This window comes from Pseudomonas oryzagri (genome assembly GCF_020831405.1).
GTDB classification, from domain to species: domain Bacteria; phylum Pseudomonadota; class Gammaproteobacteria; order Pseudomonadales; family Pseudomonadaceae; genus Geopseudomonas; species Geopseudomonas oryzagri.
In genome coordinates this window covers 275,504-287,747 of the sequence record NZ_JAJHPU010000043.1, presented here as the reverse complement: position 1 = coordinate 287,747, position 12,244 = coordinate 275,504, and the positions used below count along the sequence as shown (strand labels likewise).

At 66.8% G+C, this 12,244-nt stretch carries 11 protein-coding genes and 1 pseudogene; 9 read left to right on the top strand and 3 right to left on the bottom strand.

Going from position 1 to position 12,244, the window contains the following annotated elements; translation table 11 throughout:
* The first annotated feature begins 245 nt into the window (after positions 1-245).
* The 4 genes from LMJ29_RS17970 to LMJ29_RS17955 all read left to right on the top strand — a co-directional run bounded on the left by LMJ29_RS17970 (position 246) and on the right by LMJ29_RS17955 (position 4,388).
* On the top strand, positions 246-2,387 hold the full coding sequence (locus LMJ29_RS17970) for an adenosylcobalamin-dependent ribonucleoside-diphosphate reductase (protein ID WP_229606891.1): 2,142 nt from the start codon (positions 246-248) through the stop codon (positions 2,385-2,387).
* A 135-nt stretch (positions 2,388-2,522) separates the two neighbouring features.
* Positions 2,523-3,200: a TSCPD domain-containing protein gene (locus tag LMJ29_RS17965; protein ID WP_229606890.1), complete on the top strand. Its 678-nt coding sequence runs from the start codon at positions 2,523-2,525 to the stop codon at positions 3,198-3,200.
* Positions 3,201-3,365: 165 nt separating this feature from the next.
* Positions 3,366-3,623, top strand: a complete 258-nt coding sequence (locus LMJ29_RS17960; protein ID WP_229606889.1) for a hypothetical protein — start codon at positions 3,366-3,368, stop codon at positions 3,621-3,623.
* A 249-nt stretch (positions 3,624-3,872) separates the two neighbouring features.
* Complete coding sequence (locus LMJ29_RS17955) at positions 3,873-4,388, top strand: M23 family metallopeptidase (protein ID WP_229606888.1); 516 nt, start codon at positions 3,873-3,875, stop codon at positions 4,386-4,388.
* A gap of 291 nt (positions 4,389-4,679) precedes the next feature.
* Here the strand turns inward: LMJ29_RS17955 and LMJ29_RS17950 are convergent.
* Positions 4,680-4,833, bottom strand: a pseudogene (locus LMJ29_RS17950) (IS110 family transposase); the annotation flags it as partial.
* 99 nt (positions 4,834-4,932) lie between these two features.
* On the opposite strand from LMJ29_RS17950, the gene LMJ29_RS17945 reads away from it, so the two are divergent.
* From LMJ29_RS17945 to LMJ29_RS17930, 4 genes are all read left to right on the top strand, one after another.
* Positions 4,933-5,370 (top strand): GNAT family N-acetyltransferase, encoded by a 438-nt coding sequence (locus tag LMJ29_RS17945; protein WP_229606887.1) that lies wholly within the window; start codon positions 4,933-4,935, stop codon positions 5,368-5,370.
* 197 nt (positions 5,371-5,567) lie between these two features.
* Positions 5,568-6,041: a GNAT family N-acetyltransferase gene (locus LMJ29_RS17940; RefSeq protein WP_229606886.1), complete on the top strand. Its 474-nt coding sequence runs from the start codon at positions 5,568-5,570 to the stop codon at positions 6,039-6,041.
* Between the two features lie 73 nt (positions 6,042-6,114).
* Positions 6,115-6,888 carry a pseudouridine synthase gene (locus LMJ29_RS17935; protein ID WP_229606885.1) on the top strand — a complete coding sequence of 258 codons (774 nt, stop codon included), beginning with the start codon at positions 6,115-6,117 and terminating at the stop codon, positions 6,886-6,888.
* A gap of 204 nt (positions 6,889-7,092) precedes the next feature.
* Positions 7,093-8,325 carry an OmpP1/FadL family transporter gene (locus LMJ29_RS17930; protein WP_319942233.1) on the top strand — a complete coding sequence of 411 codons (1,233 nt, stop codon included), beginning with the start codon at positions 7,093-7,095 and terminating at the stop codon, positions 8,323-8,325.
* A 39-nt stretch (positions 8,326-8,364) separates the two neighbouring features.
* Here the strand turns inward: LMJ29_RS17930 and LMJ29_RS17925 are convergent, their stop codons facing one another.
* Positions 8,365-9,429 (bottom strand): AraC family transcriptional regulator, encoded by a 1,065-nt coding sequence (locus LMJ29_RS17925; protein ID WP_229606884.1) that lies wholly within the window; start codon positions 9,427-9,429, stop codon positions 8,365-8,367.
* Between the two features lie 303 nt (positions 9,430-9,732).
* Positions 9,733-10,053, bottom strand: coding sequence for an EthD family reductase (locus LMJ29_RS17920; RefSeq protein ID WP_229607228.1), 321 nt, complete (start codon positions 10,051-10,053; stop codon positions 9,733-9,735).
* 259 nt (positions 10,054-10,312) lie between these two features.
* On the opposite strand from LMJ29_RS17920, the gene LMJ29_RS17915 reads away from it, so the two are divergent.
* Entirely contained in the window at positions 10,313-12,220 is a 1,908-nt protein-coding gene (locus tag LMJ29_RS17915; protein WP_229606883.1) for an ATP-binding protein, read from the top strand.
* Positions 12,221-12,244 lie beyond the last annotated feature (24 nt).

Sequence of the window (12,244 nt, the reverse complement as noted above, 5' to 3'; positions counted from 1 at the left end):
GTACGCGAAAATTTTTTGCGCCCACTTTGCCGCTGCCGATTCTCCGGCCTATGCCGGGAGCCGTCTGTTCGCTAACGAACGCTCGGCCCGGGTAAGGGCCGAGCGGTTATCGATCAAGGGAACCCAGAAGGCTATCGGCCTTGTGCCCCTCGCCGCCGCCGAACCGGACATCACCCCATGCGCATGAGGCGCCGACCTGCGGCTAAGGTGAAAGGATACCTACGGCCGCAGCGAGGTCCGGCAGCATGGCCAAGCACGGCGCATCCGTCCCGCCGGGGACCGGCAGCATCCCGCTGCAGGCCGCCTCGGCGGATATCTGGACGCAGAAATATCGCCTGGTCGAGCCGGACGGCAGCTCGGCCGAGGCCGATCTCGACGCCACCTGGCAGCGGGTCGCCCGCGCCCTGGCCGCCGTCGAGGCGCCCAAGCTGCGCGAGCACTGGTACGCGCAGTTCCTCTGGGCGCTGCGCAATGGCGCCATTCCGGCCGGCCGAATCGTCGCCAACGCCGGCGCGCAGGAGCGCAAGCCGGCCACCTCGACCATCAACTGCACCGTCTCCGGCACCATCCATGACTCGATGGACGACATCCTCGCCAAGCTCCACGAGGCCGGCCTGACCCTCAAGGCCGGCTGCGGCATCGGCTACGAGTTCTCCACCCTGCGCCCGCACGGCGCGCTGGTCTCCGGCCCCGGCGCGCACACCAGCGGGCCGCTGTCGTTCATGGACGTGTTCGACAAGATGTGCTTCACCGTCAGCTCCGCCGGCGGGCGGCGCGGCGCGCAGATGGCCACCTTCGACGTCGCCCATCCGGACGTGCGCGAGTTCATCCGCGCCAAGCGCGAGGACGGCCGCCTGCGCCAGTTCAACCTGAGCCTGTTGATCAGCGACGACTTCATGCAGGCGGTGGAGGGCGACGCCGACTGGCCGCTGCTGTTCCCGGTGCATCCGCGCGAAGCGGCCAGCCTCGACCTCGACGATCCGCAGCAGGTGCGCTGGCGCGACTGGCCGCTATCGGAAGGCTACCTGCGCCGCGACGACGGCGAGGTGGCCTGTCGGGTCTATGCCTGGGTGCGCGCCCGCCATCTGTGGGACATGCTGATGGCCTCCACCTACGACTTCGCCGAGCCCGGGTTCATCCTCATCGACCGCGTCAACCAGCTGAACAACAACTGGTGGTGCGAGGAGATCCGCGCCACCAACCCCTGCGGCGAGCAGCCGCTGCCCCCCTACGGCGCCTGCCTGCTCGGCTCGGTCAATCTCACCGCCTTCGTCGAGGAGCCGTTCAGCGTGCGGGCGCGCTTCGACTGGGAGCGCTTCAAGGAGGTGGTGCGCATCTTCACCCGCCTACTCGACAACGTGGTGGACCTCAACAACCTGCCGCTCAAGGCGCAGCGCCGCGAGATCCTCGCCAAGCGCCGCCACGGCATGGGCTTTCTCGGCCTCGGTTCGGCACTGGCGATGTTGCGCCTGCGCTACGGCAGCACCGAGGCCTGCCGCTTCACCGAGGACGTGGCTCGCGAACTGGCGTTGGTCGGCTGGCAGGCGGCGCTGGCGCTGGCCGAGGAGAAAGGGCCGGCACCGCTGCTGAGCCAGGAATTCGAAGTCACCGCGCGGATGCTCCACCAGCGCCCGGAAATGCTCGCCGACGGCTACCAGATCGGCGACCGCGTGCCGGGCCGCGTGCTGCACGCCCGCTACTCGCGCTACATGCAGCGCCTGGGCGAGATCGCGCCCGAGCTGGTCGCCGCGCTGGCCGAACGGGGCGCACGCTTCACCCACCACAGCTCGATCGCGCCCACCGGCACCATCAGCCTGAGCCTGGCCAACAACGCCTCCAACGGCATCGAGCCGAGCTTCGCCCACAAGTACGTACGCAACCTGATCCGCCCCGGCCGCAAGGCCAAGGAACAGCTCGAGGTGCTCAGCTTTGAGCTGCTGGCCTACCGCGCGCTGGTCGATCCGCAGGCCGACCCGGACAGCGACACCCCCGCGCACCGCCTGCCCGACTGGTTCGTCGGCGCCGACGACATCGGCCCGACCCAGCACGTCGACATGCAGGCGGCGGCGCAGAAGTGGGTGGATTCGTCGATCTCCAAGACCGCCAACGTGCCCACCGACTATCCCTTCGAGGCGTTCAAGGACATCTACCGCTACGCCTGGCGCCAGGGCCTCAAGGGCTGCACCACCTTCCGCTTCAACCCGCGCGCCTTCCAAGGCGTGCTGGTGCGCGAGACCGACCTGGAGAACACCCTGTACCGCTTCGAGCTGGAGGACGGCAGCGTGGTCGAGCTGAAAGGCAACGAGCTGGTGGAGTACGACGGCGAGGTGAACAGCGCCGCCAACCTGTTCGACGCGCTCAAGGAAGGCTATTACGGTAAATACTGAAGGCACCGGCAAGCTGGGTTGGCCGCAACGCGGGGTAACCCGCCATCGAGAAGCCGGCCTCGCGGCCGGTCGGTGGGTTGTCGGCGAAGGCCCGCCCCACCCTACCCGCGCCATGTGCGCGCCGGGAGAACGCCCATGACCGTGAAGATCGGCCAGCGCATCAGGAGCTTCAAGGTGGTCGACCGCAGCCTGCGCGCCGGCGAGGCCGCCGGCCAGCCGCCGGTCCAGCTCGACGAAAGCCTCGAACGCCCGGAGCTTCTGATCGGCGTCACCTACAAGATCAAGTCGCCGCTGTTCGAGCACGCGCTGTACGTGACCATCAACGACATCCTGCTCAACGTCGGCACGCCCTTCGAGCAGCACCGCCCCTTCGAGATCTTCATCAACTCGAAGAACATGGACCATTTCCAGTGGATAGTCGCCCTCACCCGCATCATGTCCGCGGTGCTGCGCAAGGGGGGCGACTGCACCTTCCTGGTCGAGGAATTGAAGGCGGTGTTCGACCCGCGCGGCGGCTACCTGAAGAAGGGCGGCGTCTACATGCCCTCCATCGTCGCCGAGATCGGCGCCGTGCTGGAGCGCCACCTGATCGCCATCGGCATGATCCAGACGCAGGCACCGGACGAGGCGCAGCAGCGCTACCTGGCCGAACGCCGCGCCGCCTGGGAAGCCAGCCAGGGCGCCGCCGCCCTGGAACCCGGCGAAGGCTTCCCGCCCGGCGCCCAACTCTGCGGTCAGTGCCATACCCAGGCGGTGGTCAAGCTGGAGGGGTGCGCGACCTGCCTGAACTGCGGGCATAGCAAGTGCGGGTGAGCGCGTTCAAGGGTGCTGCAGCGATCACCGCCGGCAAGTGCGGCGGCGCCTTTACCCGCAACACCGCGCTCAATCAGAGCTTCAGCCGCTGACTTTCGCCGTTAGGCGTGTATCCCAGACAAGAGCTTGCTGATCGATAGCGCTTCGACAGCTCAGGAGGCGAAAGTGGACCTGCCCGATTACCAGCAGTTCTTCCGCGAGTACGCGAACGCCTGTGAACGCTCGCTGGGTGAAAGCGTCGATGGGGATGCGATTCGAAACTTCTTCGCCGAAGTGTTCATATCCGCCAGCATCAGTGGGCAAGTTGCAGTCGGGGCGAACGATAAAACCTTCGAGCAGACGCTGCGCAGGGGATACGACTTCTACAAGGCCATCGGCACTACGAGCATGAAGATCGACCGCGTGGAGACGGAGGTCCTGTAGGACAATCATGACCGGGTACGGGTCTTCTACTCTGCCTGCTATCGAAAGAGAGACGGAACAGAGGTTTCCATTCCGTTCGACGTGTTGTACTTGCTCCAGCGGCGAAGTGGAGGCCCGAAGATCTTCGGGTTCGTTGCAGGCGACGAGATGGCCGTCTACAGGGCACATGGCTTGGTGGACGAGACCGGTCAGCCGGCATGAAGCGCGCCAGCCTGCCTACCTTCAGCTTCAGCCTCAGGTGCCATGAGCATGCGTCGTGCCGTTCAGATTCTGGCTGCGCTTCTAGCCATCGTGGTCGCGGGATTCATGGCTCCCGCGCGTACGGTCATTCCGGTTCAGGACGCTAGCCGAGCGGATTGGAATCCCAAGTCCTTCTGGTATGAGCCTTGGGGGCAGTCCGGCGTGCACAAGGGAATCGACATCTTTGCCAAGCATGGCCAGCCGGTCATCTCGGCAACTTCGGGTGTCGTCGTTTACAAAGGCCAGTTGGGTATTGGTGGCAATGTCATCGCCATCCTGGGTCCGAAGTGGCGAATTCACTACTATGCCCACCTTGCAGAGCCTGCAGTAGCACCCTGGTTCGTGGTCGCCGGAGAGCGCATCGGATCTGTTGGCGCCAGCGGCAACGCCGCTGGCAAAGCCCCCCATCTTCACTACGCCGTATTGTCGGTCATCCCACTACCCTGGCGCTTCAGTACGGCAACGCAAGGTTGGAAGCAGATCTTCTTTCTTGACCCGGGCGAAATCCTCGGCGGTGGTAGCTAATCCCCTGCCGACCGGGACCAACTTGCGGCGCGCCGCGGCTGAACGACGGCGGCACGCCTATCCGCCATATCGGTTGGACCGCCCGACCTCCGGGCTGCTGTGTTCGCGCGCGATCCGAACATAGCCAGCGGCTACTTCCGCCCTCTGGTGCAGGCGGTGGCCGGCAACAGCTACCTGCGCACTGTCCGGCGCCGGCGCACCGTCGAGCCGGTTCCCACCCAGCACGGCTGGGTGCTCGAGCAGAGCGGCCCGCTGCGCCACCAGGAGCCGCCAGATGCGCCATGCCCAAGTCTCCTGCAGCCACTCGACCGGCTCTGCCTGCTTCTGTATATAACGACGGAACGCCCCGCGATTCAGCCGCTTGCGCTGACTCCCCGCCCGGCACGGACGCTCTCGGCAACTGGTAAACGGACTTGGCCAGATCCACTGCACTCTGCCTGCACACCGCTTTTCCTCCGCACACCGCCGACGGCACCGCCGGTGTGGTGAGAAGGGGTCCATTGCACATTTCGCTATCGCCCACTTCCTCCGCGGGGACTGCAACATGATCCGGATTCGTTTGGCGACTTCAGCGGACGAGGCACAATTGCTGGAACTGGTGCGCGCCTTCCCGACGCCCACCCCCATAAGCGCAGACACCTACTCCCGCATGTTCCGGAGCAAACGCGCCGATCCGTATGCATGCATTGCCGTGGCGGTGCGCGATGAAAGCCTGGTCGGCTACCTTTCCGGCCACAGGCACTCCGCATTCTATGCCGCGGGCGATACCGCCTGGGTGGACGAGATACTGGTGCTCGATACGGAGCGGCGTAGCGGTGTGGGGCGGATGCTCATGGCCGAATTTGAAACCTGGGCCACGGAAGCCGGTTGCACGCTCACCGCTCTGGCGACGGCTGGCGCGGCTGACTTCTACCGCGCACTCGGTTATGCGACGAAGGCCGGGTATTTCAAAAAATACCTTGCCAATGGCGAGCCCCGATAAGTGCCTCCAGCCAGACGCACACTGTTTGGCGCAACGGCGGAACCTTCGTGATCAAAGGGTGAAAACGCTCGACCAGGGCATGAGCGCAGCGCTCTCCGCAACGCTGATGCCGAGCGGGCCTGCCCAGTAAGATCGACCTGTCCGTTCATCGGAGCCGGAGCGCCTTCGGCGGCCGGCTCTCCCCAAGAGTTATCCACATGCCCCAATCGCCCGCCATACGCCTTGCAAGCGAAGACGACGCCCAGGCCATAGCCTTGTTGATTCAGGCAGTGGCCCATTATTTTCTGGCGGACCCGTCGGACGGCGAGTCCGCACGCTTTTTATCGAGCTTCTCGAAAGAGTCGGTGCTGGGATGCATCACCAGCCCCGACTTCCACTACCTCGTCGCCGTGCATGGCGATGATCTGATCGGCGCCGCGGCCTTGCGTGACAATCGGCATATCCACCATCTCTTTGTTTCGCCGGCTTATCAGCGCCAAGGGATAGCCTCGCTGCTTTGGCAGCATCTCAAAGAGAGCGCCATTCGCTCGGGCAATACCGAAGGCTTTACCGTGAACTCCTCGCTGTATGCAGTTCCTGTTTATTCCCGCTGGGGCTTTATCTCCACAACCGGCCCGCAAACGAAAAATGGTGTTTCTTTCCAGCCCATGCAGTTGGCCTTGGCGGGCTGAAAGTCCGCTCCGCTGGCCAAACGCCCGCAAACCCCGTACCTTCCCCTGCCCTTTTCCCCAGCCAGCCCTGCCCGTGTCCGCCCTCGATCAGCCCGCTCCCGCCCGTCTGCCACCGGCCAATCCGCTCACCGAGATCTACCGGGACGACTGGCTGCTGGCCGTGCACAAGCCGGCCGGGCTGCTGGTGCATCGCAGCCCGATCGATCGCCATGAAACCGAATTCGCGCTGCAATACGCCCGCGAGCTGAACGGCGGCGAGCACGTCTATCCGCTGCATCGACTGGACCGCCCGACCTCCGGGCTGCTGGTGTTCGCACGCGATTCGGCCACCGCCAGCGTGCTGGGCAAGGCGCTGATGGCCGGCGAGATGCAGAAGACCTATCTGGCCATGGTGCGCGGCTGGATCGCCGAGGAAGGGCTGATCGACCATCCGCTGCGCGAGCACGCCATCGACCGCCGCGACAAGGACGAGCAGCCGGTGCGCGAGGCGGTGACCCGCTACCGCCGTCTGGCAACCACGGAGATCCCGGTGCAGATCGAAGGCTATCCGGCCAGCCGCTACAGCCTGGTGGCGCTGTACCCCGAGACTGGCCGCAAGCACCAGTTGCGCCGCCACATGCAGCACATCAGCCACCCGATCATCGGCGACACCAACTACGGCCGCACCCGCCACAACCACTACTTCGCCGAGCGCTTCGGCTACAGCCGGCTGATGCTGGCGGCTACCGGCCTGGCCTTCCGCCATCCCGTCACCGGTGAAACGCTGCAACTGCACGCAGCGCCCGAGGCGAGCTTCTGCCAGGTACTGTCGATCTTCGGCGAGGCCTTGCCGGCGCTGGATCGCTGACGCGCCCAACAGCGGCGAAGACGACCACGGCAACGGCGCGCTGAAGCCGCCTGGCCGCGATCGCCTGCCGCCTGAGCCGCCTCCCGGACCGCAACGTCGGGCAGCGGCCGGCTTTTCCTCACCTATGCTGAAAGTCAGCCGCGACCTGCGCAGGCCATGCGCAAAGCGGAATAAAACGGACACAGCGAGAGGGAACTGGCGGCCATGCTCCTCGACAGACACTGCAATGCCCGGGTCACGCTGATGGTTTTGCTGGGACTGCTGCCAGCCACCTCGGCGATTGCCGGAATGCCCGCTCTGGCCGGTATCTCGGCCAAGGCGGATACGGCGGAAACCTCCATAAGCAATCCTGCGGGCATGTCCCGGCTCGGCGAGCGGGCCACCACCCTGCGTGGCGCTCTGGCGCAGGGGATGGGCGAGTTTGGGGTCGACGAAAGCCGCACCACCATCGGCGGCGGCGATCCCGACGACGACGCGTCTCCCGCCTTGCTTCCGCTGGGCTTCCACGTGCGCCAGCTCACCGATCGCGTGCATGCCGGCATTTCGCTGACCGTGCCCACCGGCTTCGGCACTGACTACGGCGATGACTGGGCCGGCCGCTACTATGCCGACAGCTATTCGCTGGTCTACGTGGCGGTGACGCCGGCGGTTTCCTATCGCCTGAACGAGCAGTGGTCGATCGGCGGGGCGGTGGGAATCAACTACACGCTGTCGGAGAGCGAGGTGGCCATCAATACCCTCGGCGGCCCGGACGGCAAGCTGGAGGCCGAACTGGATGGCATCGGCACCAACGTCACCCTCTCCGCGCTCTGGGAGATGAACGCGCGCACCCGTTTCGGCGTGGTCTACACCACGGAGGCGACCGCCGACCTGGAGGGCGACCTCAAGTTCCGGAGTCCGGGCCCGGTGCTGGGGGCGCTGTTGCAGCAAGGCCTGCTGCCCGACGATATCGAGGTGGAAAACACCCTGCCGCAGCGGATCAACGCCGGCGTCTATCACGAGTTGGAGTCCGGCTCCTTCGTCACCTTCGACGTCATGTGGGTGGACTTCTCCGAGTTCGGCACCTCGTCGATCTCGCTCGACGGCACCGAGCTCGACGTCGACGAGAGCGGCGCCTACCAGGATTTCTGGGGGGTGACGCTGGGCTACGGCTTTCCCGCCAACCAGGGACGGCGCTATTCCATCGGCGTCCTGTATGTCACCGCGCCGACCGACGACGACGAGCGCAGCCTCGCCCTGCCGCTGGACCGCATGTGGGGCGTCGGCGGCGGAGTGCAGCTCACCCGCCGCGACGGGTCCATGGTGGACATCAACCTCAACCTGATCGATTACGGCAAGGGCGAGGTCGACACCGGCCCCTCGGCCGCGCGCGGACGCGTGGCGGGCGAAACCGATAATCCCTACCTGCTGGTGCTGGACGTGGCCTACCACTTCTGAGCGACCGTACGCCTGCCGGTTTTCCCGCGCTCGGCCCGCTCAGGTGGCGATGCCGGTCATGCTGAACACGCTCCGCGGGCCTGCTCCTGCCGTGCTGCGTTTGGCCGCGCGGCGGGCGGCACGCCAGGCCGCCGGTGGCTGGCCGAAGTTGGCGATGAACCAGCGGGTAAATGAGCTGGGCATGGAATAGCCGAGCATGTCGGCGATCTCCCCCAACGAAAGGTCGGGATTGTCGAGATAGCGGATCACCAGGTCGAAGCGCACCTTGTTGATCAGCTCGCCAAAGGTGACGCCGCATTCCTCCAGGCGGCGTTGCAGGGTGCGTACGTTCATCCCCAGGGCCGGCGCGATCTGCGCGATGGTGGCGCGCCCCATCGGCAGCAGCAGGTAGATCACCTTGCGCACATCGAACGCCAGATCGGGTTCGTCCTCGGCCTGCAGCAGATCCAGATAATGCCGTGCGTAGCGCGCCATGGCGGGATTGGCCCGCGGGTTGGGCTGGTCCAGGTCGGCGGCATGGCAGACGATGCCGTTGAATTCGCTGCCGAACACCAGCTTGCAGCCGAAGATGCGCCGGTGCACGGCCAGATCGGCCGGCGCCGCATGGGTGAAGTTGACGCTGAGCGGATGCCAGTGCGCGCCGAGCAGGGCGGCGCAGAAGCGGTGCATCACGCCAATCGCCAGTTCGATGGCCTGGCGGCTGTGGATCGCCAGGTCGGTGACCACCTCCTCGCGGATGATCACCGTCTTGTCGGCCTTCTCGATGTAGATCGCCAGGGACTCGTTGAGCAGGTGGCGGTATTGCACGAACACCTGCAGGGCGTCAGCCAGGGTGCGCTGGTGGCTGAGCAGCAGGCTGACCTCGCCGAAGTCCGCCAGTTGGCGCAACTCGGCCATGCGCAGGCCGAACGTCTCGCAGCCGCTGACGCGCGCCGTCATCTCGAGCAGGGTGACCGCCGCGGCAACCGGAATACGCTTGGTGGGGACGTCGATCTGCGAAGCGCAGAGGCCCGCCTGGGAGAGCAGGGTCTGGTAGTTCAGGCCCAGATGGCCGGCAACTTCCTGGTAGTTGCTGAGAATGGCGGCGCGAGCGAGGACAGGCATTGGCGGTTTCTCATCCTTGAGCGATGGGCGTTCGTGTTCCAGCGAACTTTCCTTGTTGGGTTCGCGGCGGCGCATGCAAGGTGGCCCCCATTGAAGCCAAACGCCCGCGCAGCGCGCTTGCAGGCTCGTCTGACGCGGGCGATGGGCACCGGCAAGCGCAGGTTCCGTGCACGGGCGGTGCCTGTGCGCGGCACCTGTTATCTTTCGCCGCCCCCGCAATGACGGCTTGGCAACACGCTGAGGCAGCCGGTGCCGATGCCCGGCGCCGGCTGCCTCAGCGATGATCGCGCAGGCGCGGCGCGATCATTCCTTGCCGACCACGACCTCGCTGATCTGGATCACCGGCGCGATGTCGGTGTAGTTCGGGATGTCGTCCAGTATCTCCTTGGCGTGCGGCCCGAAGCCGGCCTGAAACGCCTCGACGGAGTCGCAGAAGATGTGGCACATGCCGACGTAGGTTGCCGGTGCGCCAGGCGCACCGCCCGCCAGCCCCTTGTCGACCGTGTAGAACCTGCAGCTGTCGCCCATCCGCGCCTTTACCAGCGGCATGTGCGTGTCCCGGTAGTACTCATGGTCAAAGCGGGCTCCGGGGGTATTGGGGTACATCACGCTGACTTTGATCATTCCTGCCTCCATGTGGTTGCACTGCCGAAAAGTCGAGCGCCGATAGTGCAGCGCAGCGCCCCTTCCGGCAAGCAAGCCGCTGGCCCTCGAAGCGGTGCGGTCGGCCTGGACCACCGCGCCGAGCCAGGCCGCCGCGGCTGCCGCGCCTGCCCGGAACGGCGCGCTCATCGCCCCCTTCAAGACCGTCGCGCCATCGCCGATGGCAATTGACTACCCTTTCCCTGAACGGCCTTCCGGCAGGCCGGGCGAGGAGCCGCGCATGGCCATTTCCCCCATTCCCGTGGACCAGCGGGTGATCGACATCGACTCGCGGCGCTTCGCCTCCGTCGAAAAGGCCCTGGTCGAACTGATCACCAACGCCGACGACAGCTACGGCCGGCTGGAGCAGGCCGGTGTGGCGGTGAGCGGGCTGATCCGCATCCACTACGAGCGTCACCAGGGCGGCGCGGCGCTGTCGGTCGCCGACCAGGCGGAGGGCATGAGCTTCGCCCAGGCGCGCTTCATCCTCGCCTACGGTGGGGCGCACAGCCCGCTGGCGCGCGGCGAGGGCGGCGGGCGCGGCTACTTCGGCCGCGGCCTCAAGCAGGCCATCTACGGGCTGGGCTATGGCTGGATCGAGACCCTCCGCACCGGGCGCCTGTCGCGCATCGAGCTGTTTCGCGACCAGCACGGCGGCTACCTGTACGACGACGGCGACGGCGACCGCCCGGCGCGCGCCAAGGACCACGAGCGGCTGGGCGCGCCCGGCAACGGCACGCGGGTGACCATCGTCACCGACCACCCGCAGGTGACCATCCCGCACTTCCGCTCGCTGGTGCAGGCGCTGGCCGGCAACTTCTACCTGCGCGACGTATTGCGCCGGCGCACCGTCGAGCTGGTGCACACCCAGCACGGCAAGGTGCTCGAGCAGAGTGGCCCGGTGCGCTATCAGGAGCCGCCGGCCGCCGTGCTGATCGGCCCGGCGCAAGCCGGCCAGTTCGTCCACGAAGAGCACAGCTACCCGTTCACCCTGACCCTCAAGCGCGCCCTCGACGCCGAGTTGAGCAGCCGCGGCGACGAGCGCAGCAACGGCCTGCTGGTGCTGTCCGGCACGGCGGTGCTCGACTGCCAGCTGTTCGACTACGAGAACCAGCTGGGCACCGAGTACCTGTTCGGCAGCGTGGAGTGCCCGGCGCTGCTCGAAAAGCTCGGCCAGGGCATGGCGGTGATCAGCGACGAGCGCGAGGGACTCAACCGCAAGGAGCCCTTCGTCGCGGCGTTCGCCCGGGCGGTCAGCGCGATGATCGCGCCCTGCGTGCTGGCCGAGCGCGAGAAGCTCAGGCACCTGGAGCACGCCAGCGCGTCCGGGCGCACCAGCCAGATGATCGAGCACCTGCTCGAGCGCATGAGCCGCGCCGCCATTAAGGACCTTGGCCTCAGCCCGCCGCCCGCCGAAAGCACCTTCGACGCGCTGACCGAGCGCCCGGCGGCGCTGCGCTTTTCCACGCCCTTCTACTACCGCGCGGCCGGGCATCCGTTCCACGTCGCCCTGCTGGTCGATCCCGGCCAGCTGGCCGCCGACGCGGTGCTGCGCTTCGAGTACCGCCTGGCCGAGGGCCTGCGCATCGACCCGGCGCCGAGCGAGATGCCGCTCGGCGAGCTGCCCGCCGGTGGCAGGGTGGAGTGGACGGTGAGCGGCGCGACCGCCGGCAGCCGCGGCGAGATCCTGGTGCGCGCCGGCAGCTACTGGGCCTGGTGCGAACTGGTGGTGGCCGAGCAGGCCGCCCACCACGCCCACCACCATGGCGCCGCGCGGGCCGCGCCGGCGGCTCACCCCGCCTACCGGCGGCCGCCCCACGACCACGGCGAGCGCATGTTCCTCGGCTACGAGTTCCGCCACCTCGACAACGAGCTGGACCGCGCGGTGTACAGCCCGCAGGAGCGCAAGATCCTCATCAACACCGCGGCGCCGACCGTGCAGCTGTACGTCGACGGCCGCGGCCATTTCCGCGACTCCGCCCGCCTGCTGCTGGCCGAGCTGTTCATGGACGTGATTTCCGACGAGCTGGCGCGCCGCGCGGTGGAACGCGCCGGCAAACCCCACGACGCGGCGGCGCTGCACAAGGCCAAGCTGGACATCATCCGCCGCTATGGCAGCGAGATTCACCAGTCATTCCTGAGCGGCTGAGGGCGGCGATCCGGCAGGATCGCG